The following is a 22,976-nucleotide window of genomic DNA, read 5'->3' as shown; positions in this document are numbered from 1 at the left end:
AAACCCTTTCCAATCAAGCGCTGGCAGCTATCAAAATGGTAGTCAGCGCGCGCCGCCCAGGTGCGCCAGCGGCAGCGCCCCGCCGGCCTTGACCTCGCCCAGCGAGAAGCTGGTGTGCATGTCCTTCACGTTGGGCAGGTTCAGCAGCACGGTGCGGGCGAACTGCGAAAAACTGTCCAGGTCGCGCGCCACCACCTGCAGCTCGAAGGTGCCCGTGCCGCTGATGTAGTGGCACGACACCACCTCGGGGATGCGGGCAATGGCCTCCTCCATGGCGCGGGTCAGGTCGCCGCGGCTGCGCTCCGCGTCCAGCCGCACGAAGGCCAGCACGCCCAGACCGATCTTGTGGCGGTCGATCTCGGCGCGGTAGCCGCGAATGTAGCCGGCCTCCTCCAGCGCACGCACGCGCCGCCAGCACGGCGCGGCCGACAGGCCCACGCGCTGGGCCAGCTCGGTGTTCGTGAGGCGCGCCTCCTGCTGCAGCTCCTGCAGGATAGCAATGTCGTAGCGATCCAGTGTTTCCATTTTTTCATTGTTTTTAGAAAGAATCTTTCTTGCATCAGGGTTAACGCGGCAAAGAACGCAAAGACATATCTGCCCGCCGCGCATACACTGCCCTTCTCATGGCCGATCGGCCATGCACGGCCGTGCCCGCCACCCCAGGGACACGCCACACCCCACGGAGACAACGCCATGAACGCCCCCCTGCCTGAGCACGTGCGCCGCGCGCTCGAGACTGTCACCCTAGAAGACAAATACACCCTGGAGCACGGCCGCGCCTTCATGAGCGGCACGCAGGCCCTGGTGCGCCTGCCCATGCTGCAGCGCCAGCGCGACGCGGCCGCGGGCCTGAACACCGCCGGCTTCATCAGCGGCTACCGCGGCTCGCCCCTGGGCAACTACGATCAGGCGCTATGGGCCGCGCGCAAGCACCTGGCCGAGCAGCACGTGGTCTTCCAGCCTGGCGTGAACGAGGAGCTGGCCGCCACCGCCGTGTGGGGCACGCAGCAGCTGGACATCTACCCGGACAGCAAGAAGTACGACGGCGTCTTCGGCATCTGGTATGGCAAGGGCCCGGGCGTGGACCGCAGCGGCGACGTGTTCAAGCACGCCAACATGGCCGGCACGGCGCGCCACGGCGGCGTGATCGCGGTGGCCGGCGACGACCACATCAGCAAGAGCAGCACGGCCGCGCACCAAAGCGACCACATCTTCAAGGCCTGCGGCCTGCCGGTGTTCTTCCCCAGCAGCGTGCAGGAGATCCTGGACATGGGTCTGCACGCCTTCGCCATGAGCCGCTTCTCCGGCCTGTGGTCGGGCATGAAGACCATCCAGGAGGTGGTGGAGTCGAGCGCCAGCGTCTCGGTGGACCCGGACCGCGTGCAGATCGTGCTGCCCGAGGATTTCGCCATGCCGCCCGGCGGCCTGCACATCCGCTGGCCCGACGCGCCGCTGGAGCAGGAGGCGCGTCTGATGGACTACAAGTGGTATGCGGCTCTTGCGTACGTACGCGCCAACAAGCTCAACTACAACGTGATCGAAAGCGGCGCACGCGACCGCTTCGGCCTGATCGCGAGCGGCAAGGCCTACAACGACATGCGCCAGGCGCTGGTTGACCTGGGTCTGGACGATGACACCTGCCGCGAGCTGGGCATCCGCGTGCACAAGGTCAACGTGGTCTGGCCACTGGAGGCCAACATCACGCGCGGCTTCGCCGAGGGGCTGCAGGAGATCCTGGTGGTGGAGGAAAAGCGCCAGGTCATCGAATACCAGCTCAAGGAGCAGCTGTACAACTGGCGCGCCGACGTGCGTCCCAACGTGCTGGGCAAGTTCGACGAGGTCGAAGGCGACCATTCCGGCGGCGAGTGGGGCATGCCCAACCCCAGCCAGAACTGGCTGCTGCGCCCCAAGGCCGATCTGACGCCGGCACTGATCGCCCGCGCCATCGCCCGGCGCCTGACCAAGCTGGGCGTGCCGGAGCACGTCGTGGCGCGCATGAACGAGCGCCTGTCGGTCATCGACGCGCGCGAGCAGGGCCTGGCCGCGCAGACCGTGCAGACGGGCGAGCGCACGCCGTGGTTCTGCAGCGGCTGCCCGCACAACACCAGCACCCGCGTGCCCGAGGGTTCGCGCGCCGTGGCCGGCATCGGCTGCCACTACATGGCCAACTGGATGCCTGATCGCAGCACCAGCACCTTCACGCAGATGGGTGGCGAGGGCGTGACCTGGGTCGGCCAGGCGCCCTTCACCAAGGACAAGCACGTGTTCGCCAACCTGGGCGACGGCACGTACTTCCACAGCGGCCTGCTGGCGATTCGCCAGTCCATCGCCGCGGGCACCAACATCACCTACAAGATCCTCTACAACGACGCTGTGGCCATGACGGGCGGTCAGCAGGTGGGCGAGCGTCCGGAAGGCCATTCGGTGGCGCAGATCGCGCACAGCCTGCGCGCCGAAGGCGTGGCCAAGCTGGTGGTGGTGACCGACGAGCCGGCCAAGTACCAGGGCCGCACCCACGCCGCCGGCAGCTCCCGCGATGGCCGCCCCGAGCTGCTGAACGACCTGCCGGCCGGCATCGAGGTCTTCCACCGCGACGAGCTGGACCGCATCCAGCGCGAGCTGCGCGACACCCCTGGCTGCACGGCGCTGATCTACGACCAGACCTGCGCCACGGAAAAACGCCGGCGCAGGAAGCGCGGCAAGCTGGCCACGCCGGCCAAGACGGTGGTCATCAACGAGCTGGTGTGCGAGGGCTGCGGCGACTGCTCGGTGCAATCGAACTGCCTGTCGGTGGAGCCGGTGGAGACCGAGTTCGGCCGCAAGCGCCGCATCAACCAGAGCACCTGCAACAAGGACTATTCCTGCGTGAAGGGCTTTTGCCCCAGCTTCGTGACCGTCGAAGGCGGGCAACTGAAGAAACCCAAGAAGGAAAAGAAGGGCGACCTGGCCAGCCTGCCGCCTATCCCTGAGCCGGCGCTGCCGGTGGCCGAAGAGGCCTGGGGCATCGTGGTGGCCGGCGTGGGCGGCACGGGCGTGATCACCATCGGCTCGCTGCTGGGCATGGCCGCGCACTTGGAGGGCAAGGGCGTCATCACGCAGGACGCGGCCGGCCTGGCGCAAAAGGGCGGGGCCACCTGGAGCCACGTGCAGATCGCCAACCGCCCCGAGGCCATCTACACCACCAAGGTGGACACGGCCAAGGCCGACCTGATCATCGGCTGCGACCCCATCGTCGCCGCCAACAAGGTCACGCTGGCATCGATGCAGCCGGGCCGCACCTTCGTGGCGCTGAACACCAGCGGCACGCCGGCGGCAGCCTTCGTGCACAACCCGGACTGGCAGTTCCCGGCCGGCAGCTGCGAGGCGGCCATCGGCCAGACCGTGGGCCAGGCGCTGCTGGGCGTGATCGACGCCGAGCGCGCGGCCACGCAGCTGCTGGGCGACAGCATCTACACCAACCCGCTGATGCTGGGCTACGCCTGGCAGAAGGGCCGCATTCCCTTGAGCCACGCCGCGCTGATGCGCGCCATGGAGCTCAATGGCGTGCAGGTGGCCAACAACCAGGCCGCCTTCGAGTGGGGCCGCCGCCTGGCGCACGAGCCGCAGCAGGTGCAGGCGCTGCTGGCCACCACGCAGGTGATCGAGTTCGTGAAGAAGCCCGGCCTGGCCGAGATGCTGGCCAAGCGCGTGGAGTTCCTCACCGGCTACCAGAACGCCGCCTATGCGGCCGAGTACCGCGCCTTCGTCGAGAAGGTGCAGGCGGCCGAGGGCCGCGCCAGCCAGGGCTCGACGCGTCTGACCGAGGCGGTGGCGCGTTACCTGTTCAAGCTGATGGCCTACAAGGACGAGTACGAGGTGGCTCGCCTGCACACCGACCCGGCCTTCACGGCGCGCATCGAGGGCATGTTCGAGGGGGACTACAAAATCGTCCACCACCTGGCACCGCCCAGCTTCGCGCTGAAGAAGAACGACCGGGGCGAGCCCATCAAACAGTCCTATGGCGAGTGGATGCGCCGCGGCATGGGCCTGTTGGCCAAGCTCAAGGGTCTGCGCGGCACGGCGTTGGATCCGTTCGGCAAGACCGAGGAACGGCGCACCGAGCGCACGCTGATCCAGGAGTACCGCGCCTGCATCGAGGAGCTGCTGGCTGGCCTGGCTCCCGAGCGCCTGGCGCTGGCCGTGGAGATCGCCCGCATTCCCGAAGACATCCGCGGCTATGGCCACGTGAAGGAGCGCCACCTGGCGGCCGCGCGCAAGAAGTGGTTCGCCCTGATGGATCGTTGGCGCAGTGGCGCTGCCGTCCCGGCCACGGCCCAGCGCGTGACCGCCTGACCGGACCGGCCACCCTGCACTGAAACGCACGCCTTCGGGCGTGCGTTTTTTTATGCCCGGCCCGCGCCGCCTGCGACCGCTGCCTGGGCCAGCACGTCGGCCTGCTGGGCGCCGGCCGGCGGACTGTTGAACTGCAGGCGGCTGACCGGCACGGCCAGCTGCACGTCCAGGGCGCGCAGGCGCTCCAGCAGCTGCAGATTGATGCGCTGCTGGATGTCCATGTACACGTTGAAGCCTGGGTCCTCGACGATGTAGACCACCTCATAGTCGAGCGAGCTGGCGCCGAAGCCCTTGAGGTGCGCGCGGTCGAAGCGCACCTGCGGCACGGCACGGATGATCTCGGCCACGGTGCGCGACACTTGCTCGGCCTTGTCCGCAGGTGTGGACTGGGCGATGCCGAAGCTGAACACGATGCGCCGCTCGCGCATCAGGCGGTAGTTGTTGATGGTCTGCTTGAGCAGGTCGGTATTGCCCATCACCACCTGCTCGCCGCTGAGTGCCTTGATGCGGGTGGTCTTCACGCCCACTTGCTGCACCGTGCCGGCGACGCCGCCCACGACGATGAAGTCGCCCACCTCGAAGGGCTTGTCCACGGCGATGGCCATGGAGGCGAACAGGTCGCCCAGGATGTTCTGCAGCGCCAGCGCCACCGCCACACCACCCACGCCCAGGCTGGCGATGAAGGCGGTGATGTTGACCCCCAGGTTGGACAGAATGGCCAGCAGCACCGTGACCCACAGCAGCGTGCGCAGACCCCAGGACATGAGCGTGGCCGAGGCGCTGGCCTGGCCCGTGGCGCCCACGCCATGGTGCTGGCGGTAGCGCTGCACCGCCACGCTGGTGGCGCGCGAACCCCACAGGCCGATCTGCACCGCCACGGCCAGGAACCACAGCTGACCCACGCGGCCGTGCCAGCGGTCCGGCAGATCCAGCAGACCCAGGCCGACCAGTACGGACGCCAGCACGATCAGCAGCTGGCTGGTGCCGGCCAGCAGCTGGGCCAGCAGGCCGCCGGCCCCACCCCGGGCCACGCCCTCCTCGTCGTGCCGGCGCACCCGCCGCTGCGCCCAGCGCAGCGTCAGCGTGAGCAGCAGATAGGTGCCCATGGCGGCTGCGGCGGCCAGCAGCATGCTGGCGGCCGACATGCCCCACAGGGCTTCGCTGTGCAGCCAGGTCCAGTCCCGTGCGAAATCCATGGCGATGCGGTTTCCTTTCTTTCTTCCGTTGGTACTTTTGTCAGGTGCTGAAAACGGCACGGCGACCTGTAAGGAGGTCGCCGTGCGGGGAACATGGTAGGGGACGCACCGCGATGCGCGCGTAGGCCCAGGCCGACGATGACGGCTTCAGCTCAGCAGCCGCCCGGGGTTGGCGTCCAGCTTGGTCAGGGCCTCGCGCGTGGCGCGCAGGGTCAGGCTTTCTTCCTCCTGCGGCACGATCAGCGCGGCCTGCAGGTAGGCACCCAGGCGGCGCAGCTGCAGCAGGTAGCTGGCGCCGTCGGAGGCGGCGAACAGGTGCAGCTGGCGGCGCTGGCTGTGCCACACGTACTGCACCTGGGCCGAGGCGCCGTTGTGGTCCAGGGTGAACCATGTGCCCAGGGGCAGCTGCTGGGCCCACGCGACCATCTCCGGCTGCACCGGCGCCTCGTTGTCGGCAAAGACGTGGATGGCGGAGGCGTCGATGCCCAGCAGCAGCTCGATGTTCTCGGCGCTCAGCGGCATCTCGCCCAGCGCCTCGTCGCTCAGGTAGTCCTCCAGGTTCGCCAGGCGGCGCGCCATGGCGTCGATGTGCGCCTGGGGAATGGTGGCGGTCTTGGACAGGAAGGCGTCGGCCAGGGTGTCCGTCAGCAGCTTGATCTGCGCGTCCTGCTCGGCCCCGGCCACGCCCAGCAGGGTCAGGCCGCGGCGCAGCGACTGCAGCAGCGCCGGCAGGCTCTGGATGACCTGGGCGCGGTCGGCGCGGTTGGGCTTGGCGCTGGCGGCCCACACCAGGTCGGCCGCGGCGCGCTTGCACTCGGCGGTGACGGCATGCTGCGGCCCGTGGCGCACGGCGCACACGGCCAGCACCTCGGCCCAGGTCTTGAACAGAAATTCGCGGATCTCGTCGCGCACCGGCATGTCTTTCAGCAGGGTGCGCAGCTCGATGGTGTACTGGATGGCCAGCGTCTCGCGCTGCTCGACCTGCTGGGCCACGCTGACGATGCGCGCCGTGGTGCCGCCCTGGCGTTCGGCCAGGAACTTGGCCAGGAAGGCCTCGAACTCCTCGTGGGCGATGGCAAACACCCGCTGGCCGGTCTCCGGGTATTGCTCGATGACCTGCACGATGCGGCGCACCTCGGCCTCCAGGGCGCTGCCATTGATGCTGCTGGCATCAAAGCCCAGCACGCAGGCGCCCATGCGGTCGATGAGCTGGCGCGCGGGGTGCGCCATGTTGCTGAAGAACTCCGGCTCGGCCAGGGCGACGCGCAGCACCGGCACCTGCAGCCGAGCGAACCACACCCGCATGGCCGGAGGGATGCGCTCCTCGCTCAGGATGCTCTGGAACATCAGCGCCACCACCTCGATGATGGCCTTCTCGCTGGCCGTGGCGGCCTTTTCCTTCAACTCGGCGGCGCGCTCGCGTACCACGCCGGCCACGCGCACCACGGCCTGCGGGCCGGCGTGGTGCGCCATGGCCGTCAGGCTGTCGTAGTAGCTCTCCAGCGACACGCGCTGGGCCGCCAGCGCGTGCACCAGGGCGGCGGACGCCGGCGGCGCCTTGACCATGTCATAGCCGCCCATGGCCGGCTGGGTCAGCAGGCGGCGCACCTGGGCCATCACGCCATAGGCGCGCTGGCGCGCGCGGATCAGCGGGCCGGGAATGGTGACGCCGGTGGGCAGCGGCATGCCGCCCGTGGTGAAAGGCGCCGGGTGGCTGCCGCGCGGCACCGGCATGGGACGCCCCCCCGCAGGCATGCCATACGGGGGCGGCTGCAGGTGCGAGGGGCGCGAGCTGGAGTGTGCCTCCGGCCCGGTCGATGGGCCATGGCCGCTGCCGCCGGACACGGCGTTCGGGCGACGCACACGGGCGCGCAGGTCTTCGCCGACGCTGGCCACGCCCTGGCTGTCGTAGAACTTGACCACGGCCTGGTATTGCGTCAGCGCCAGCGCGGCCAGCTCGCGCTGCAGCGCATCCAGCACCAGCGCGAAGACTTCGCGCTTCAGGCCGGCCTGCAGCCACGCATCCACCAGGGCCAGGCACCAGGACTCGGGCCGCAGGATGTCGCCGGACGCCAGCTCGGCGCCTTCCAGTTGCTGCGTGCGCTGGCGCACGGCATCAAAGCTGGTGCCCACCTGCTCCAGCACGGGCAGGGCCATACGCGAGGCGGCAATCTGGTTCTCCACCACATCGTCGTCCAGCAGCGCCAGGCCATCCAGCCCGGGGGCGGGGCGCCGCACCGGCGCGGGAGCGGCAGGGGCCAGCGCGGCGCGCCAGGCACGGGCGGCGTGCTCGGTCCAGTCCTTGTGGCCGTTCTGAAAGGCTTGCCAGGCGTCCCGGTGCAGTTGCATCTCGCGCTGCGTGCCGGTCTGGCCCATGAGGTCAGTGAGAAAGCTCCCCAGCGCCTGCGCCACCACCGGCAGGCCGGCGCACAGCCCGTCCACGAAATGCTGGCGCGCCAGCTGGGCGAGCCGACGGGCAGCGGCGGGGTGCGACGCGAAGTCCATAACGTGCCATGTTAGCGGCTGCCGGGCAGCGCCAGCCAGGGCTGAGTGCCGCCCGGGGGTATCAGACCACGGCGCCCGCGTTCGGGTCGTCCGGGTCGCCTTCGCGCTTGGAGCCGGCCTTGACCAGATCCTCGCGCTTGACACCCAGCCACATGGCAATCGCCGCCGCCACGAACACCGAGGAGTAGATGCCGAACAGGATGCCGATGGTCAGCGCCAGAGCGAAGTAGTGCAGGCTGGGGCCGCCGAAAAAGAACATGGACAGCACCATGGCCTCGGTGGAGGCGTGGGTGATGATGGTGCGGCTCATGGTCGAGGTGATGGCGTGGTCGATCACCTCGTGCGTGTTGAGCTTTCTGAACTTGCGGAAGGTCTCGCGGATCCGGTCGAAGATCACCACCGACTCATTGACCGAGTAGCCCAGCACGGCCAGCACGCCGGCCAGCACCGACAGCGAGAACTCCCACTGGAAGAAGGCGAAGAAGCCCAGGATGATGACCACGTCGTGCAGGTTGGCGATGATGGCCGCCACGCCGAACTTCCACTCGAAGCGCAAGGCCAGGTAGATGACGATGCCCAGCACCACCATGCCCAGCGCCATCAGGCCGCCGTGCACCAGCTCCTCGCCCACCTGCGGGCCGACGAACTCGGTGCGGCGCAGCACCACCGAGTCATCCTGGCTTTTCAGCGCCGCCAGCACCTGGTCGCTTTGCTGCGCCGAGGTCACTCCCTTTTGCACCGGCAGGCGGATCATCACGTCGCGCGAGGTGCCGAAGTTCTGCACCGTCACATCCGGGTACCCCAGGCTGGCGACCGTCTCGCGCACCTTGGCCGTGTCGGCGGTCTGTGTGTAGGCCACCTCCATAACGGTGCCGCCGGTGAACTCCACCGACAGGTGCAACCCGCGCGTGACCAGGAAGAAGACCGCCAGGGCGAAGGTGATGAAGGAAATCGCGTTGAGCACCAACGCGTACTTCATGAAAGGGATGTCCCTTTTGATGCGGAAAAACTCCATGATCCTTCCCTTTAGTCGTTGCTGGCGCGGCCGGCCACGGAGCGCAGCTGCGAGGCGTCTTCAGGCTTCCAGACCTGGCCGATGGAGACGCTCTTGAGCTTCTTCTTGCGGCCATACCAGAAATTGACCAGGCCGCGCGAGAAGAACACCGCCGAGAACATGCTGGTCAGGATGCCGATGCAGTGGACCACGGCAAAGCCGCGCACCGGGCCGGTGCCGAAGGCCAGCAAGGCCAGGCCGGCAATCAGCGTGGTCACGTTGGAGTCCAGGATGGTGGCCCAGGCGCGGTCGTAGCCGGTGGCGATCGCCGCCTGCGGCGCCACGCCGGCGCGCAGCTCCTCGCGGATGCGCTCGTTGATCAGCACGTTGGAGTCGATGGCCACGCCCAGCGCCAGCGCCATGGCGGCGATGCCGGGCAGGGTCAGCGTGGCCTGCAGCATGGACAGGATGGCCACCAGCATCAGCACGTTCACCGACAGCGCGATGGTCGAGAACACGCCGAACAGCATGTAGTACACGCACATGAAGGCCGCGATGGCCACCATGCCCCAGACCACGCTGTTCACGCCGCGGGCGATGTTGTCGGCGCCCAGGCTGGGGCCGATGGTGTATTCCTCGATGATCTCCATGGGCGCGGCCAGCGAGCCGGCGCGCAGCAGCAGCGCCGTGTCATTGGCCTCCACGGTGGTCATGCGCCCGGAGATCTGCACCCGCCCGCCGCCGATCTCGCTGCGGATCACGGGGGCCGTCACCACCTCGCCCTTGCCCTTTTCGAACAGCACGATGGCCATGCGCTTGCCCACGTTCTCGCGCGTCACGTCCTTGAAGATGCGCGAGCCCTTGGCGTCGAGCGTCAGGTTGACGGTGGGCTCCTGCGTCTGGCTGTCAAAGCCCGGCTGGGCGTCGGTCAGGTTCTCACCCGTGAGCACCACCTGCTTCTTGACGATCACGGCCTGGCCGTTGCGGTCCAGGTATTTCTCGTCGCCAAAGGGCACGGGGCCGGTCCCCATCTCGGCGGCGCGCGCCTCGGTGCCCTCATCGACCATGCGCACTTCCAGCGTGGCGGTGCGGCCCAGGATGTCCTTGGCCTTGGCCGTGTCCTGCACGCCGGGCAGCTGCACCACGATGCGGTCCAGGCCCTGCTGCTGGATGACCGGTTCGGCCACTCCCAGCTCGTTGATGCGGTTGTGCAGCGTGGTGATGTTCTGCTTGAGCGCCTGTTCCTGCACGCGGCGCAGGGCCTCGGGCTTGATGCTGGCGGTGAGCACCGTGGTGTCGCCATCGGTGACGGTGGTCGCCTGCAGGTCGGCGAACTGGTCGGCGATCAGGTTGCGCGCGGCCGTCAGCTGGGCCTGGTCGCGCAGGCGCACCTGCACCGTCTGGCCTTCGCGGCTGACGCCGCCATGGCGGATGTTCTTCTCGCGCAGGCTGCTGCGCAGGTCGCCAGCCAGGGACTCGGCCTTCTTGGTCAGCGCCGCCTGCATGTCCACCTGCAGCATGAAGTGCACGCCGCCGCGCAGGTCCAGGCCCAGGTACATGGGGCGCGCGTGCAGCGCGGTCAGCCAGTCGGGCGAACGCGAAACCAGGTTGAGGGCGACGATGTAGGGCGGGTCGCTGGGGTCGGGGATCAGCGCCTTTTCCAGCGCGTCCTTGGCCTTGAGCTGGATGTCCGGCGTGTCGAAACGCGCGCGCACCGACGTGCCTTCCAGCACGATGGAGTCGGAGGTCACGCCCGCCGCCTCCAGCACCTGCTGCACGCGCTCCTGCAAAGCGGAGTCCACCTTGATGGTGGCCTTGGCCGAGGAGACCTGCACCGCAGGGGCCTCGCCGAAAAAGTTGGGCAGGGTGTAGAGGAACCCAACGAGCAACGCGATCCCCAGGATCGCGTACTTCCAGACCGGGTAACGGTTCATGATCGCGCTCTTCGTCTCACAAACGGATGACGGGGCGGGCCTTGGTCGGCACGCCCCGTCGCAATGGCTTCAACGTGTTCAGCCAGGCGGATGGTTACTTGACCGAGCCCTTGGGCAGGACTTGCGTCACGGCGCTGCGCTGCACCTGCACCTCGACGCCGTTGGCGATCTCCAGGTGCAGTGAGCCTTCGCCCAGGCGCGTGACGCGGCCCAGCAGGCCGCCGGCGGTGGCCACTTCGTCGCCCTTGGCCAGGGCTTCGATCATGGCGCGGTGTTCCTTCTGGCGCTTCATCTGGGGGCGGATCATGATGAAGTACAACACCACGAACATCAGCACCAGCGGCAGCATGCCGGTGAGCGAGGCCATCATGCCGCCCTCGGCGGCAGCGGCGGGGGCGGTCTGTGCAAAGGCGGAAGAAATCAGCACGGGGCAGGCTCCGGAAATCGGCAGGAAAAAATAGGAAAGTGGCCGTGCGCGGGCGCCAGGGCCGGCGAGCAGGCAGCCGGTCATTGTATGCGGCGCCCCGCCACCGGCCCACTGGCCTGGCTTGACCCTGCGCGCCCCCCGGTTTGGCTTTTATATAAAAAGTGGCTCAAACGCCCGCCAGGCAAGCGCAGAAAGCTATCAAAATTGATGCTGCTGGGCTTGCGGCGCATTCAGCAGCGCGGCGGGCTCGTCAGCCTCCAGCACCTGGGCGGCCCAGCCGGCAAGCTGGCGTGCGTCCACGCGCAGCACCTCCTGCTTGACGGCCAGCACCTGCGCGGGGTGCATGGAAAAGCTGCGCAACCCCAAGCCCAGCAGCAGCCGCGTCATGGCCACGTCGCCCGCCATTTCGCCGCACACGCTGACCGGCTTGCCGGCGCGCGCGCCGGCGGCGATCACGTCGGCCACCAGACCCAGCACGGCCGGGTGCAGCGGGTCGTACAGCGGGGCCACGGCCTCGTCGGCCCGGTCGATGGCCAGGGCGTACTGGATCAGGTCGTTGGTTCCGATGGACAGGAAGTCGAAGTGCGCCAGGAACTGGCGCACCACCAGCGCCGCGGCCGGCACCTCGATCATGGCGCCCAGCTGCACCGGCCCGTACACGGCGCCGCGCGCGTCCAGCTCGGCGCGCGCCAGCTGCACCTGGGCCAGCGTCTGGCGGATCTCCGAGAGGTGGGCCAGCATGGGAAACAGCAGCCGCACCTTGCCGTGCGCGGCCGCGCGCAGGATGGCGCGCAGCTGGGTGCGGAACATGGCCGGATCGGCCAGGCTCCACCGGATGGCGCGCAGGCCCAGGGCCGGGTTGAGCGAGCTGTCGCGGTGCGACTTGTCCAGCGGCTTGTCGGCGCCCACGTCCACCGTGCGAATGGTCACCGGCAGGCCTTGCATGCCCTGTACGGCCTCGCGGTAGGCCAGGTATTGCGCCTCCTCGTCCGGCAGCCTGCCGCCGCGGTCCATGAACAGGAATTCGGTGCGAAACAGCCCCACGCCCACGGCGCCGGCGCGCAGCGCGGCGGCTGCGTCCTGGGGCTGCTCGATGTTGGCCAGCAACTCCACCGGCTGGCCGTCCAGCGTGACCGAGGGCGTGTGCCGCAGCCGCGCCAGTCGCTCGCGCTCCAGCAGGCCCTGGCGCTGGCGAAAGCGGTATTCGTCCATGACGATGGGCGAAGGGTCGACGATGACCACGCCGGCATCGCCGTCGATGATGACCCAGTCGTCCTGGCGCACCAGCTGGCTGACCCCGCGCGCGCCCACCACGGCGGGGATGTCCATGCTGCGCGCGACGATGGCGGTGTGGCTGGTCTTGCCGCCCACGCCGGTCACGAAGCCGGCGAACACGCTCTGCTTGAACTGCAGCATGTCGGCCGGCGACAGGTCGTAGGCCACCAGCACCAGCGGCGTGGCGCTGCCCCCGCCGGCGGCGGCTGCCAGGCGCGCCGGCCCGTCCACGTGCGCGCCGCGCAGGTGGCGCAGGATGCGTTCGACGACCTGCTCCAGGTCGGCCTTGCGCTCGCGCAGGTAGTCGTCCTCCATCTCGTCGAACTGGCGGCTGAGCACTTCCAGCTGCGTGGTCAGCGCCCACTCGGCGTTGTACAGCCGCTCGGTGACCCAGTGGCGCACGCCGCCCACCAGGGCCTCGTCCTGCAGCAGCAGGATGTGCACGTCCAGCAGCGCGGCCAGTTCCTGCGGTGCGTCGGCCGGCATATCGGCCTGCAGGCGCTGCAATTCATGGATCACGGCGTCGCGCGCGCTCCGGGCGCGGGCCAGTTCGGCCTCGACATCGCCCGCTTCAATGAAGTAGTGCACGACCTCCATGCGGCTGGCCGCGGCCAGCACGGCGCGCCCGATGGCGATGCCCCGTGCGACGGGCAATCCGTGGATGGAAAACGTCATGCGATCGACCTCGTGCCGTGTGTGGTGCTATTCGCCCTCGCCGAACTTGCCGTTGATCAGCTCCAGCAGGGCTTGCATGGCCTCCTGCTCATCGCTGCCGTCGGTCTCAATCTCCACCTGCGCGCCCAGGCCGGCGGCCAGCATCATCACGCCCATGATGCTCTTGGCGTTCACACGGCGCTCGCCCCGGCTCAGGAAGACGTTGCAGGCGAAGCTGCCCGCCAGCTTGGTGAGCTTGGCCGAGGCGCGCGCATGCAGGCCCAGCTTGTTGCTGATGGTGATGGTCTGTTGGATCATGAAGTTGCCGGGATGGAGAGAAGCGGACTCAGCCCCGCGCCGCCTCGGCGGCCGCGACGGGCACCACGCCCTGAGCGCCGCCGGCCAGCGCACGGGCGGCCAGCGCCTCCAGAGGCTCGGCGCGGTAGCTCACGGCGCGCAGCAGCATCGGCAGGTTGACGCCGGCCACCAGGCGGGAATGCACGTCGTCCACCAGGCGCCGCGCCACATTGGCGGGCGTGGCGCCGACCACGTCGGTCAGCACCAGCAGCGGCGCGCCGTCCTGCGTGGCGCGCAGGGCGCGGGCGGCCAGCAGCGTGGCCTCGGGCGGCTCGTCGGGTGGCACGTCCAGCGCCTGCAGGTCGGGAGCGCAGTCGGGGAACACATGCAGTGCGCATTCCCGCAGGGCGTGGGCCAGCGGCTCGTGGGCGATGATGAGTAGGCGCGTGGTCATGGCTTGACCGCACATTATCGCCAGCGCACCCCCTGGCCTGGGGAACCGCGCGGCGCGCGGCCGGTCTTACGCACAGCGGGGTTTGAGGCCTGCGGCACAATCGCCGGTGCGATAACGGCGGCTGCGGAGAGCGAAGTGATGAAAATGAAAAATTGGCTGGTGGCGGGGGCGCTGGTGGTGGCCGCCGGCGTGGGCACGGCGGTGGTGCTGCGCTCCAACGTACACGAGGCGCCGCAGTCCACCTTCGTGCTGCTGGACGGCAGCCAACAGACAACGCAGGACCTGCGCGGCAAGGTCACGCTGGTGAACTTCTGGGCCACCAGCTGCACCACCTGCGTGGCCGAGATGCCGGAGATCGTCGCCACCTACGACAAGTACAAGGGCCAGGGCTTCGAGACCCTGGCCGTGGCCATGAGCTACGACCCGCCCAGCTATGTCGTGAACTTCACCGAGTCGCGCAAGCTGCCCTTCAAGGTGGCCATCGACAACACCGGCACCGTGGCCAAGGCCTGGGGAGACGTCAAGCTGACCCCCACCACCTTCATCGTCAACAAGCGTGGCGAGATCGTGAAGAGCTACGTGGGCGCGCCCGACTTCCCTGAGCTGCACCGGCTGATCGAGCGGCTGCTGGCAGAAGCCTGAGCAACCCGGACCTTGCACGGACAAAGGCCGGTTTTCACAAGAAAACCGGCCTTTTCGCTTGCCCGGCCTGCGCGGGCAGCTATCAAAAGGCTAGCGCGTCAGCGGGCGCGGAAGCTGTCGTGGCAGGCCTTGCAGGAGTTGGCCGTGGGGCCGAAGGCGGCCTTCAGGTTGTCCAGGCTGCCGGTCTTGGCGGCGACCAGCAGCTTGGGCGCCTCGGCCTGGAACTTCTCCGCGTGCTCGGTGAACTTGGCCTGTTCGGTCCACACGTTGGGCTTGGCCTTGGTCGGCGCGGGCTTGTCCGTGCCGGGGCCGAAGGCCGTCCAGGGCAGCGCCGCCAGCGTGGCGATGACTTCGGCGTCGGCCTGCGCGGCGCGCGCGTCATGGGGCGCCTTGCCGTTGACCATGGCGCCGATGCGCCCGAAGTGCTGGCCGATGACGAACAACGTGCTCTGGCGGTACTTGATGGCGTCTTCGAGCTTGGCAAACTGGGCGGCTGCGGGCAGCGCGAGCATGCCGGCCGCGGCGGCGGTCAGCGCGAGGGCGAGGGCCTTGAATTGCATGGTCTGGTCGGTCCGTGGGTTGGGGGCGGGAACAGGGGCGGCCGGGCGGCCCACGCCTTGGCGCAGCGCCGCCCGGCCGGTGCCCAGTATGGCGCGGTGGCGCCGCCGCGCACGCGCCAAGCACCCGGGGTTTGCTCGAGTATGGGCGGCTGCGGCAGGCCGCCCCGCCCGGCACAATGTCCGAGGCCTACCCCTTTTTTGATCTCCCCTACCTTCCATGCAACAGCACACGGTACGCATCTGGGATCTGCCCACCCGCCTGTTTCACTGGTCGCTGGCCGCCGCGGTGGTCGCCCTGGTGGTCACCGCCAAGCTGGGCGGCAGTGCCATGCAGTGGCATTTGCGGCTGGGCTACGTGGTGCTGGCGCTGTTGGCCTTCCGCCTGCTGTGGGGCTTCGTAGGCGGACGCTGGTCGCGCTTTGCCAGCTTTCTGTATGCGCCCGCGCGGCTGCTGCCCTATCTGCGCGGGCGCGGGCAGCCCCAGGTGGACGAGGTCGGCCATTCCCCGCTGGGCGCGCTGTCGGTCTTCGCCCTGCTGGCGGCCCTGGCACTGCAGGTGGCCAGCGGGCTGGCCAGCGACGACGAGATCTCCTTCACGGGGCCGCTGGCGCAATACCTGTCCGGCCTGTGGGTAGGCCGCGCCACCTGGTACCACGCCGACGTGGGGCAGTACCTGCTGTACGCGCTGGTGGGACTGCACGTGCTCGCCATCGCCTTTTATGCCCTGGTGCGCCGGCGCGCCATCGTGCGGCCCATGCTCACCGGGGACAAGGCGCTGCCCCAGGCCGTGCCGCCCTCGCGCGACGATGGCGCCAGCCGCGCCCGCGCCGCCGTGCTGCTGGCGCTGTGCGCGCTGGCGGCCTGGTGGGTGTCGCGCCTGGATGCGGGCGGCTTCTAGCGCCCGATACACTGCCCGTATGACACCCGCTACCGAGGAAACGCACCGCGCCGTGGACCCGTTGCCCTCCATCGCCCTGCTCTACCCCACCGAAGCGCACGAGATGGCGCAGGTACGCGAGCTCTTCGAGGAGTACGCGGACAGCCTGGGCATCGACCTGGGTTTCCAGAACTTCCAGGCCGAGCTGGCCGATCTGCCCGGCGACTATGCTCCGCCGCGCGGCTGCATCCTTTTGGCCCTGGTGGACGGCGCGCTGGCCGGCTGCTGCGCGCTGCGGCCGTTGGACACGGCCGACTACGCCAACGCCGCCGAGATGAAGCGCCTGTACGTGCGCAAAGCCTTCCGGGGCTTCGGCCTGGGCCGGCAGCTGGCCGAGGCCATGCTGGACGCCGCCCGCCGCGCCGGCTACGCCAGCGTGCTGCTGGACACGCTGGACGGCATGGAGTCTGCGCGCGCGCTGTACGCCGAGCTGGGCTTCGAGGAAATCCCGCCCTACTACCACAACCCCATCGCCGGGGCGCACTACCTCAAGGCCGACATCTTCTGAGGGCGAGCCAGACCGCCAGAGGTTTCAAGCCTTTTTAGCCTTCAGCCCTTGGCAGTCAAGCGCGAGCAGCTATCAAATAAAGAGCAACGCCGCACGGGCGGCGGGCCCATGCGGCGTTTGCCGAGTGACTCGATGCCGATCAGGCGCGGGCCTGACCCAGCAGCGTGGCCGCGTCACTGACCTCGAACTTGCCCGGTGCCTCGACGTTCAGCTGCGCCACCTTGCCGTCCTTGACCAGCATGGAATAGCGGTTGCTGCGCAGGCCCAGGCCCTTGCCGTTCAGGTCCAGCGTCAGGCCGGTGGCCTTGGCGAAGGCCGCGTCGCCGTCGGCCAGCATGCGCACCTTGCGGCCGGTCTTCTGGTCCTTGGCCCAGGCGCCCATGACGAAGGCGTCATTGACCGACACACACCAGATCTCGTCCACGCCGGCGGCCTTCAGCGCATCGGCGTTCTCCACGTAGCCGGGCACGTGCTGGGCCGAGCAGGTGGGCGTGAAGGCGCCGGGCACGGCGAACAGGGCGATGGTCTTGCCGGCGGCGGCTTCCTGCACGTTCACGGGCTGCGGGCCGCTGGTGGCGCAGGTGCCGTCCTCGGCGTGCTGGTATTCCATCAACGTGGCTGCGGGCAGCGTGTCACCGATCTTGATCATGCGAATCTCCTGAAAAGTAGGGACGAAAAAAAACGACCCACGATTGTGGGTCGTTTCCTGTGGCAGCGCTGCGGCGTGAGCCGCAAGGGCTTAGACCAGACCGGCCTTTTGCACCAGGCGGGTAGCCACCCAGTTCTTGGTCTTGGACAGCGGGCGGCTTTCCGTGATTTCCACGGTATCGCCCATCTTGTAGTCACCGTTCTCGTCGTGCGCGTGGTACTTGCTCGACTTGATCACGATCTTGTCGTAGATGGGGTGCTTGACGCGGCGCTCGACCATCACGGTGATGGTCTTGGCGCGCTTGTCGCTCACCACCTTGCCGACCAGGGTGCGCTTGAGGGATGTTTTGGCTTCCGTCATGTTCGCTCCTTAGGCCTTCACGTTGGCGGCTTGCTTTTGGGCAAGGATGGTCTTGGCGCGGGCGATGTCGCGGCGCGTGGACTTCAGCAGGGTCGTGTTGCCCAGCTGTTGCGTGGCCTTTTGCATGCGCAGGCCGAAGTGGGCCTTCTGCAGCGACTTGATTTCGTCCTTCAGGCCGGCCTCGTCCTTTTGGCGCAGTTCAGCAGCTTTCGTCATATCGATCCTCTTGTTTCTCAAGCGCCAATCTGACGGGCCACGAACGTGGTGCGCAGCGGCAGCTTGGCAGCAGCCAGGCGGAACGCCTCGCGTGCCAGCTCCTCGGGCACACCCACGATCTCGAACACGACCTTGCCGGGCTGGATTTCGGCCACGTAGTACTCGGGGTTGCCCTTGCCGTTGCCCATACGCACTTCGGCGGGCTTGGTGGAGATGGGCTTGTCCGGGAACACGCGGATCCAGATGCGGCCCCCACGCTTGACGTGGCGGGAAATCGCGCGGCGCGCGGCTTCGATCTGGCGGGCCGTCAGGCGGCCGCGGTCCGTGCACTTCAGGCCGAAATCACCGAAGGCCACCGAATTGCCACGCGTGGCAATGCCGGTATTGCGGCCCTTTTGTTCCTTGCGGAACTTGCGGCGTGCGGGTTGCAGCATGTTTATTCTCCTTTACCGTCCGCTGCTGCAGCAGCGGGCGCGGCCTTGGCTACGCGCTTAACGGAATCTGCACCTGCGCCCTGCGGCTTGTCGCTGCCATCGGCAGGTGCGGCGTTGGTGCCCATCGGGCGGCGGCCACCGCCACCGCGGCGATCGCCATCACGGCGGTCACCACGGCCATCGCGGCGCGGGCCGCGCGGACGGCGCTCGTCGTCGGGACGGGGCGTCTCGACAGCCGGCAGATCGCCACGGCCGAGCGTGTCGCCCTTGTAGACCCACACCTTCACGCCGATCACACCGTAGGTGGTCTTGGCTTCGGAGGTGCCGTAGTCGATGTCGGCGCGCAGCGTGTGCAGCGGCACACGGCCTTCGCGGTACCACTCGGTGCGGGCGATTTCGATGCCGTTCAGACGGCCCGAGGACATGATCTTGATGCCCTGGGCGCCCAGGCGCATCGCGTTCTGCATGGCGCGCTTCATGGCGCGGCGGAACATGATGCGCTTTTCCAGCTGCTGGGTGATCGAGTCGGCGATCAGCTTGGCATCGATTTCGGGCTTGCGCACTTCTTCGATGTTCACTGCAACCGGCACGCCCAGGCGAGTGGCGAGTTCCTTCTTCAGGTTCTCGATGTCTTCGCCCTTCTTGCCGATCACCACGCCCGGACGAGCCGAGTAGATGGTGATGCGGGCGTTCTTGGCGGGGCGCTCGATCATGACGCGCGAGACGGCGGCATTCTTCAGGCGGGCCTTCAGGAACTCGCGCACCTTGATGTCTTCGGCCAGCATGCCGGCGAAGTCACGGTTGCTCGCGTACCAGCGGCTGGCCCAGTTGCGGCTGACCGCCAGACGGAAGCCGGTAGGATGGATTTTCTGTCCCATATTCTTCCTTTGGCCTCAGTTGCCCACGGTCACGTAGATGTGGCAGGTCGGCTTGCTGATGCGGTTGCCGCGGCCCTTGGCGCGCGCGGTGAAACGCTTGAGCGTGGTGCCTTGCTCGACGTAGATGGTCTTGACCTTCAGCTCGTCGATGTCGGCGCCGTCGTTGTGCTCGGCGTTGGCAATGGCGGACTCCAGCACCTTCTTGACGATCCCGGCGGCCTTCTTTTGCGTGAAGGTCAGGATGTCCAGGGCCTGGTCCACCTTCTTGCCGCGGATCAGGTCAGCCACGAGGCGGCCCTTGTCCACCGACAGGCGCACGCCCCGGAGGACTGCACGTGTTTCAGACATGGTCTACTCCTTATTTCTTCTGGACTTTCTTGTCCGCAGGGTGACCCTTGAAGGTCCGCGTCAGGGCAAATTCGCCCAGCTTGTGGCCCACCATCTGGTCGGTGACATAGACCGGCACGTGCTGCTTGCCGTTGTGCACGGCAATGGTCAGGCCGATGAAGTCGGGCAGAACCATGGAGCGACGCGACCAGGTCTTGACAGGCTTCTTGTCCTTGGTGGCGACAGCCTTCTCGGCCTTGGCCAGCAAGTGGTGGTCAACAAACGGACCCTTTTTGAGAGAACGAGTCATTTGCTACCTCTTACTTCTTGCGACGCGACACGATCATGGTCTGCGTGCGCTTGTTGTTACGGGTGCGGTAGCCCTTCGTCAGGTTGCCCCATGGGTCAACTGCGTGACGGCCTTCGCCGGTACGGCCTTCACCACCACCGTGCGGGTGATCGATCGGGTTCATGGCCACGCCGCGCACCGTCGGGCGGATGCCCATCCAGCGCTTGACACCGGCCTTGCCCAGCTGACGCAGGCTGTGCTCGCCATTGGCCACTTCGCCAATCGTGGCGCGGCACTCGATGTGCACGCGGCGCACTTCACCAGAGCGCATGCGCACCTGGGCGTACACGCCTTCGCGGGCCAGCAGCGTGGCGAAAGTGCCAGCCGAGCGCGCGATCTGCGCGCCGGCACCGGCCTTCAGCTCGATGCAGTGGATGGTCGAGCCCACGGGGATGTTGCGGATCGGCAGGGTGTTGCCCACGCGGATCGGAGCCTCGGAGCCGCTGACGATGGTCGCGCCCACTTCCAGGTTGCGCGGGGCGATGATGTAGCGACGCTCGCCGTCGGCATAGCACACCAGGGCGATGTGGGCCGTGCGGTTGGGGTCGTACTCGATGCGCTCCACCTTAGCGGGGATGGCGTCCTTGTTGCGACGGAAGTCCACCACGCGGTAGTGGTGCTTGTGGCCACCGCCCTTGTGACGGATGGTGATGTGGCCGTTGTTGTTGCGGCCGGCCTTCTGGAACTGGGGCTCCAGCAGAGGCGCGTGTGCGGCACCCTTGTGCAGGTGGTCGCGCGAAATCTTCACCGCGCCGCGCTGGCCGGGAGAAGTCGGTTTGAGTTTGATGACAGCCATGGTTTACGCGGCCTCCCCGGACAGGTTCAGCTCTTGGCCTTCCTTGAGCAGCACATAGGCCTTGCGCACGTTGTCGCGGCGGCCCACGGTCTTGCCGAAGCGGCGGGTCTTGCCCTTGGTGTTGAGCACGGAAACGCCCTTGACCTCGACCTTGAAGAGCAGCTCCACGGCGGCCTTGATCTCGGGCTTGGTGGCGTTTTGCAGCACCTTGAACGTCACAGCGTTGGCCTTCTCGGCAACCATGGTGGCCTTCTCGGACACGATGGGAGCGACCAGCACCTGCATCAGACGACCTTCGTCAAACTGGGGTGTGCTCATGCGAACATCTCCTTGAGTTTGTCGATCGCGCCCTTGGTGACGAGCACTTTCTTGAAGTGCACCAGCGACACGGGATCTGCATAGCGCGGCTCGACGACGAACACGTTCTTCAGATTGCGCGAGGCGAGGTACAGGTTTTCATCGACCTCATCGGCGATCACCATCACCGATTGCAGGTTCATGGCCTTGAACTTGTCGGCCAGGACCTTGGTCTTGGGGCTGTCCAGCTTCAGCGAGTCCACCACGGCCAGACGGCCTTCACGGGCCAGCTGCGACAGGATGGAGGCCATGCCGGCGCGGTACATCTTCTTATTGATCTTCTGCGTGAAGTTTTCGTCAGGCAGGTTCGGGAAGATGCGACCGCCCCCACGCCACAGCGGCGAGGAGGTCATACCGGCACGTGCGTTGCCGGTGCCCTTTTGCTTGAAGGGCTTCTTGGTCGAGTGGCGCACCTGCTCGCGGTCCTTCTGGGCACGGGTGCCCTGGCGGGCATTGGCCTGGTAGGCGACGACGATCTGGTGGACCAGCGCTTCGTTGTACTGGCGGTCGAACACGGTCTCGGGCACGTCCACCTTGGACGCGGCTTGGCCTTGTTCATTCAGGAGTTCGAGCTGCATTTAGTTCGCCCCCTTGGAGACAGTGGCCTTGATGGCCGGACGCACGGTGACGAAACCGCCCTTGGAGCCGGGAACGGCACCCTTGATCAGCAGCAGCTGACGGGCTTCGTCGATGCGGATGACATCGAGGTTCTGGGTGGTCACGGTCTCGTCGCCCATGTGGCCCGTCATCTTCTTGCCGGGGAACACGCGGCCGGGATCCTGGGCCATGCCGATGGAGCCGGGCACGTTGTGCGAACGGCTGTTGCCGTGCGACGCGCGCTGCGAGCTGAAGTTGTGACGCTTGATCGTGCCGGCGTAGCCCTTGCCGATCGAGGTGCCCTGCACATCGACCTTCTGGCCCACGGCGAACACGTCAGCCACGGGCAGGCTGGTACCAGCGGCGTACTTGCCGGCGGTTTCTGCCGTCACGCGGAATTCACGGATGATCTCACCGGCTTCGACACCCGCCTTGGCGAGGTGGCCGGCTTCAGGCTTGGTCACGCGCGAGGCCTTGCGCGAACCGAACGTGACCTGCAGGGCCACGTAGCCATCGTTCTCTTGGGTTTTGACCTGGGTCACGCGGTTGCCCGACACATCCACCACCGTGACGGGCACTGCGTCCCCGTCATCGGTGAACAGACGCATCATGCCCACCTTGCGGCCCAGCAACCCGAGGGAGTTGCTCAGACTCATTGGTTATTCTCCAAAACTTCCGCCGCCCCGACTTCAATTGGCCAAGGCGTTGCGAGTGGTCCACGAGTGGCGCCAGCGCGCACGAAAGAAGGTTGATGAAACTTCGCACCGGCAAACCCCGCGAGCAAACGCAGGGCGCAAAAATGCGAAGCCGCAAAGTATAACGCGGACTGCTCAGCTGAGCAAGTCCGCGTTAGAAAGGCGCCCGGTGCACCCGAAGGTGCAGGCGGGCGGTGCGATGGCTACAGGTTTACTGCAGCTTGATCTCGACGTCCACGCCGGCCGGCAGGTCCAGCTTCATCAGCGCGTCCACCGTCTTGTCGGTGGGATCGACGATGTCCATCAGGCGCTGGTGCGTGCGGATCTCCAGCTGGTCGCGGCTGGTCTTGTTGACGTGCGGCGAACGCAGGATGTCAAAACGCTTCATGCGCGTGGGCAGGGGCACGGGGCCCTTGACGATGGCGCCGGTGCGCTTGGCAGTGTCAACGATCTCGGCAGCGGACTGGTCGATCAGCTTGTAATCGAACGCCTTCAGGCGGATACGGATCTTTTGCTTGGACATGGTGTTCCTTGGGCTGGGATGCCGTGATTACTCGATGATCTTGGCCACGACGCCGGCGCCGACCGTGCGGCCGCCTTCGC

General features: G+C 67.5%; 26 protein-coding genes. 4 read left to right on the top strand and 22 right to left on the bottom strand.

Translation table 11 applies throughout. The features are described from left to right. Window positions 1-42 precede the first annotated feature (42 nt). Entirely contained in the window at window positions 43-525 is a 483-nt protein-coding gene (locus RT282_RS15080; RefSeq protein ID WP_312302330.1) for an Lrp/AsnC family transcriptional regulator, read from the bottom strand. 168 nt (window positions 526-693) lie between these two features. On the opposite strand from RT282_RS15080, the gene RT282_RS15075 reads away from it, so the two are divergent. Next, window positions 694-4,332 carry an indolepyruvate ferredoxin oxidoreductase family protein gene (locus tag RT282_RS15075; protein ID WP_313315584.1) on the top strand — a complete coding sequence of 1,213 codons (3,639 nt, stop codon included), beginning with the start codon at window positions 694-696 and terminating at the stop codon, window positions 4,330-4,332. Between the two features lie 50 nt (window positions 4,333-4,382). On the opposite strand, the gene RT282_RS15070 is transcribed toward RT282_RS15075, so the two are convergent. The 8 genes from RT282_RS15070 to RT282_RS15035 form a co-directional block, all read right to left on the bottom strand. Further along, window positions 4,383-5,528 (bottom strand): mechanosensitive ion channel family protein, encoded by a 1,146-nt coding sequence (locus tag RT282_RS15070; protein WP_313315582.1) that lies wholly within the window; start codon window positions 5,526-5,528, stop codon window positions 4,383-4,385. A 147-nt stretch (window positions 5,529-5,675) separates the two neighbouring features. Beyond that, window positions 5,676-8,033, bottom strand: a complete 2,358-nt coding sequence (locus RT282_RS15065) for a DUF1631 family protein (protein ID WP_313315580.1) — start codon at window positions 8,031-8,033, stop codon at window positions 5,676-5,678. Window positions 8,034-8,094: 61 nt separating this feature from the next. Further along, a complete protein-coding gene (secF, locus tag RT282_RS15060; protein WP_313315577.1) occupies window positions 8,095-9,048 on the bottom strand; it encodes a protein translocase subunit SecF in 954 nt (317 codons plus the stop codon). An 11-nt stretch (window positions 9,049-9,059) separates the two neighbouring features. Beyond that, window positions 9,060-10,961, bottom strand: coding sequence for a protein translocase subunit SecD (gene secD, locus RT282_RS15055; RefSeq protein WP_312302318.1), 1,902 nt, complete (start codon window positions 10,959-10,961; stop codon window positions 9,060-9,062). A 94-nt stretch (window positions 10,962-11,055) separates the two neighbouring features. After that, window positions 11,056-11,388 carry a preprotein translocase subunit YajC gene (gene yajC, locus RT282_RS15050; protein ID WP_312302315.1) on the bottom strand — a complete coding sequence of 111 codons (333 nt, stop codon included), beginning with the start codon at window positions 11,386-11,388 and terminating at the stop codon, window positions 11,056-11,058. A gap of 198 nt (window positions 11,389-11,586) precedes the next feature. Continuing rightward, a complete protein-coding gene (gene ptsP, locus RT282_RS15045; RefSeq protein ID WP_313315575.1) occupies window positions 11,587-13,338 on the bottom strand; it encodes a phosphoenolpyruvate--protein phosphotransferase in 1,752 nt (583 codons plus the stop codon). 27 nt (window positions 13,339-13,365) lie between these two features. Beyond that, window positions 13,366-13,635, bottom strand: a complete 270-nt coding sequence (locus RT282_RS15040; protein ID WP_313315573.1) for an HPr family phosphocarrier protein — start codon at window positions 13,633-13,635, stop codon at window positions 13,366-13,368. Window positions 13,636-13,663: 28 nt separating this feature from the next. Next, window positions 13,664-14,068, bottom strand: a complete 405-nt coding sequence (locus RT282_RS15035; RefSeq protein WP_312302306.1) for a PTS fructose transporter subunit IIA — start codon at window positions 14,066-14,068, stop codon at window positions 13,664-13,666. A 138-nt stretch (window positions 14,069-14,206) separates the two neighbouring features. On the opposite strand from RT282_RS15035, the gene RT282_RS15030 reads away from it, so the two are divergent. Continuing rightward, on the top strand, window positions 14,207-14,710 hold the full coding sequence (locus RT282_RS15030; protein ID WP_313315569.1) for a TlpA disulfide reductase family protein: 504 nt from the start codon (window positions 14,207-14,209) through the stop codon (window positions 14,708-14,710). A 98-nt stretch (window positions 14,711-14,808) separates the two neighbouring features. On the opposite strand, the gene RT282_RS15025 is transcribed toward RT282_RS15030, so the two are convergent. Next, a complete protein-coding gene (locus RT282_RS15025) occupies window positions 14,809-15,270 on the bottom strand; it encodes a cytochrome c (protein WP_313315568.1) in 462 nt (153 codons plus the stop codon). Between the two features lie 217 nt (window positions 15,271-15,487). Here RT282_RS15025 and RT282_RS15020 point away from each other — a divergent pair, with 217 nt between their 5' ends. Both RT282_RS15020 and RT282_RS15015 read left to right on the top strand, forming a co-directional pair. Beyond that, the gene (locus RT282_RS15020) at window positions 15,488-16,168 is read left to right on the top strand and encodes a cytochrome b/b6 domain-containing protein (RefSeq protein ID WP_312758877.1); all 681 of its coding nucleotides are present in this window, start codon (window positions 15,488-15,490) and stop codon (window positions 16,166-16,168) included. A gap of 19 nt (window positions 16,169-16,187) precedes the next feature. Next, window positions 16,188-16,715, top strand: coding sequence for a GNAT family N-acetyltransferase (locus RT282_RS15015; RefSeq protein WP_409519496.1), 528 nt, complete (start codon window positions 16,188-16,190; stop codon window positions 16,713-16,715). 139 nt (window positions 16,716-16,854) lie between these two features. On the opposite strand, the gene RT282_RS15010 is transcribed toward RT282_RS15015, so the two are convergent. The 12 genes from RT282_RS15010 to rpsJ all read right to left on the bottom strand — a co-directional run bounded on the left by RT282_RS15010 (window position 16,855) and on the right by rpsJ (window position 22,896). Then, entirely contained in the window at window positions 16,855-17,364 is a 510-nt protein-coding gene (locus RT282_RS15010) for a peroxiredoxin (protein ID WP_313315566.1), read from the bottom strand. A 90-nt stretch (window positions 17,365-17,454) separates the two neighbouring features. Beyond that, window positions 17,455-17,724 (bottom strand): 30S ribosomal protein S17, encoded by a 270-nt coding sequence (gene rpsQ, locus RT282_RS15005; protein ID WP_312302295.1) that lies wholly within the window; start codon window positions 17,722-17,724, stop codon window positions 17,455-17,457. Window positions 17,725-17,733: 9 nt separating this feature from the next. After that, window positions 17,734-17,940 carry a 50S ribosomal protein L29 gene (gene rpmC, locus RT282_RS15000; protein ID WP_312302292.1) on the bottom strand — a complete coding sequence of 69 codons (207 nt, stop codon included), beginning with the start codon at window positions 17,938-17,940 and terminating at the stop codon, window positions 17,734-17,736. A gap of 17 nt (window positions 17,941-17,957) precedes the next feature. Further along, window positions 17,958-18,374, bottom strand: coding sequence for a 50S ribosomal protein L16 (gene rplP / locus RT282_RS14995; RefSeq protein ID WP_013517326.1), 417 nt, complete (start codon window positions 18,372-18,374; stop codon window positions 17,958-17,960). 2 nt (window positions 18,375-18,376) lie between these two features. After that, entirely contained in the window at window positions 18,377-19,252 is an 876-nt protein-coding gene (gene rpsC / locus RT282_RS14990) for a 30S ribosomal protein S3 (RefSeq protein WP_312302279.1), read from the bottom strand. Window positions 19,253-19,267: 15 nt separating this feature from the next. Further along, complete coding sequence (gene rplV / locus RT282_RS14985) at window positions 19,268-19,600, bottom strand: 50S ribosomal protein L22 (RefSeq protein WP_146912106.1); 333 nt, start codon at window positions 19,598-19,600, stop codon at window positions 19,268-19,270. A 10-nt stretch (window positions 19,601-19,610) separates the two neighbouring features. Further along, window positions 19,611-19,889 carry a 30S ribosomal protein S19 gene (gene rpsS, locus RT282_RS14980; protein ID WP_106845254.1) on the bottom strand — a complete coding sequence of 93 codons (279 nt, stop codon included), beginning with the start codon at window positions 19,887-19,889 and terminating at the stop codon, window positions 19,611-19,613. A 10-nt stretch (window positions 19,890-19,899) separates the two neighbouring features. Continuing rightward, window positions 19,900-20,724, bottom strand: coding sequence for a 50S ribosomal protein L2 (gene rplB / locus RT282_RS14975; RefSeq protein ID WP_312302263.1), 825 nt, complete (start codon window positions 20,722-20,724; stop codon window positions 19,900-19,902). A gap of 3 nt (window positions 20,725-20,727) precedes the next feature. Then, window positions 20,728-21,042 (bottom strand): 50S ribosomal protein L23, encoded by a 315-nt coding sequence (rplW, locus tag RT282_RS14970; protein WP_312302262.1) that lies wholly within the window; start codon window positions 21,040-21,042, stop codon window positions 20,728-20,730. Next, entirely contained in the window at window positions 21,039-21,659 is a 621-nt protein-coding gene (gene rplD, locus RT282_RS14965; protein ID WP_312302261.1) for a 50S ribosomal protein L4, read from the bottom strand. The genes rplW and rplD overlap by 4 nt, the downstream gene beginning before the upstream one ends. After that, on the bottom strand, window positions 21,660-22,334 hold the full coding sequence (gene rplC / locus RT282_RS14960; protein WP_312302259.1) for a 50S ribosomal protein L3: 675 nt from the start codon (window positions 22,332-22,334) through the stop codon (window positions 21,660-21,662). Window positions 22,335-22,584: 250 nt separating this feature from the next. Further along, window positions 22,585-22,896, bottom strand: coding sequence for a 30S ribosomal protein S10 (gene rpsJ, locus RT282_RS14955; RefSeq protein ID WP_005796953.1), 312 nt, complete (start codon window positions 22,894-22,896; stop codon window positions 22,585-22,587). Between the last annotated feature and the right edge of the window lie 80 nt (window positions 22,897-22,976).

Origin of the sequence: Pulveribacter sp., from assembly GCF_032079985.1 — a bacterium.
Classification (GTDB): Bacteria; Pseudomonadota; Gammaproteobacteria; order Burkholderiales; family Burkholderiaceae_C; genus Melaminivora.
The sequence above is the reverse complement of the archived record's forward strand: the minus strand, read 5'-3'. Positions and strand labels throughout refer to the sequence as shown.

What these genes read in the sequence shown, in the direction of transcription:
- ptsP (WP_313315575.1), bottom strand. Translation starts at nt 13,338, where the DNA reads ATGACGTTTTCCATCCACGGATTGCCCGTCGCACGGGGCATCGCCATC.
- RT282_RS15040 (WP_313315573.1), bottom strand. Translation starts at nt 13,635, where the DNA reads ATGATCCAACAGACCATCACCATCAGCAACAAGCTGGGCCTGCATGCG.
- RT282_RS15020 (WP_312758877.1), top strand. Translation starts at nt 15,488, where the DNA reads ATGCAACAGCACACGGTACGCATCTGGGATCTGCCCACCCGCCTGTTT.
- RT282_RS15080 (WP_312302330.1), bottom strand. Translation starts at nt 525, where the DNA reads ATGGAAACACTGGATCGCTACGACATTGCTATCCTGCAGGAGCTGCAG.
- rpsC (WP_312302279.1), bottom strand. Translation starts at nt 19,252, where the DNA reads ATGGGACAGAAAATCCATCCTACCGGCTTCCGTCTGGCGGTCAGCCGC.
- rpsS (WP_106845254.1), bottom strand. Translation starts at nt 19,889, where the DNA reads ATGACTCGTTCTCTCAAAAAGGGTCCGTTTGTTGACCACCACTTGCTG.
- RT282_RS15025 (WP_313315568.1), bottom strand. Translation starts at nt 15,270, where the DNA reads ATGCAATTCAAGGCCCTCGCCCTCGCGCTGACCGCCGCCGCGGCCGGC.
- rpsJ (WP_005796953.1), bottom strand. Translation starts at nt 22,896, where the DNA reads ATGTCCAAGCAAAAGATCCGTATCCGCCTGAAGGCGTTCGATTACAAG.
- rplB (WP_312302263.1), bottom strand. Translation starts at nt 20,724, where the DNA reads ATGGCTGTCATCAAACTCAAACCGACTTCTCCCGGCCAGCGCGGCGCG.
- secF (WP_313315577.1), bottom strand. Translation starts at nt 9,048, where the DNA reads ATGGAGTTTTTCCGCATCAAAAGGGACATCCCTTTCATGAAGTACGCG.
- RT282_RS15010 (WP_313315566.1), bottom strand. Translation starts at nt 17,364, where the DNA reads ATGATCAAGATCGGTGACACGCTGCCCGCAGCCACGTTGATGGAATAC.
- rpmC (WP_312302292.1), bottom strand. Translation starts at nt 17,940, where the DNA reads ATGACGAAAGCTGCTGAACTGCGCCAAAAGGACGAGGCCGGCCTGAAG.
- rplP (WP_013517326.1), bottom strand. Translation starts at nt 18,374, where the DNA reads ATGCTGCAACCCGCACGCCGCAAGTTCCGCAAGGAACAAAAGGGCCGC.
- RT282_RS15015 (WP_409519496.1), top strand. Translation starts at nt 16,188, where the DNA reads ATGACACCCGCTACCGAGGAAACGCACCGCGCCGTGGACCCGTTGCCC.
- rplD (WP_312302261.1), bottom strand. Translation starts at nt 21,659, where the DNA reads ATGCAGCTCGAACTCCTGAATGAACAAGGCCAAGCCGCGTCCAAGGTG.
- RT282_RS15035 (WP_312302306.1), bottom strand. Translation starts at nt 14,068, where the DNA reads ATGACCACGCGCCTACTCATCATCGCCCACGAGCCGCTGGCCCACGCC.
- rpsQ (WP_312302295.1), bottom strand. Translation starts at nt 17,724, where the DNA reads ATGACGGAAGCCAAAACATCCCTCAAGCGCACCCTGGTCGGCAAGGTG.
- RT282_RS15065 (WP_313315580.1), bottom strand. Translation starts at nt 8,033, where the DNA reads ATGGACTTCGCGTCGCACCCCGCCGCTGCCCGTCGGCTCGCCCAGCTG.
- rplV (WP_146912106.1), bottom strand. Translation starts at nt 19,600, where the DNA reads ATGTCTGAAACACGTGCAGTCCTCCGGGGCGTGCGCCTGTCGGTGGAC.
- RT282_RS15030 (WP_313315569.1), top strand. Translation starts at nt 14,207, where the DNA reads ATGAAAATGAAAAATTGGCTGGTGGCGGGGGCGCTGGTGGTGGCCGCC.
- RT282_RS15070 (WP_313315582.1), bottom strand. Translation starts at nt 5,528, where the DNA reads ATGGATTTCGCACGGGACTGGACCTGGCTGCACAGCGAAGCCCTGTGG.
- rplW (WP_312302262.1), bottom strand. Translation starts at nt 21,042, where the DNA reads ATGAGCACACCCCAGTTTGACGAAGGTCGTCTGATGCAGGTGCTGGTC.
- secD (WP_312302318.1), bottom strand. Translation starts at nt 10,961, where the DNA reads ATGAACCGTTACCCGGTCTGGAAGTACGCGATCCTGGGGATCGCGTTG.
- RT282_RS15075 (WP_313315584.1), top strand. Translation starts at nt 694, where the DNA reads ATGAACGCCCCCCTGCCTGAGCACGTGCGCCGCGCGCTCGAGACTGTC.
- rplC (WP_312302259.1), bottom strand. Translation starts at nt 22,334, where the DNA reads ATGAGTCTGAGCAACTCCCTCGGGTTGCTGGGCCGCAAGGTGGGCATG.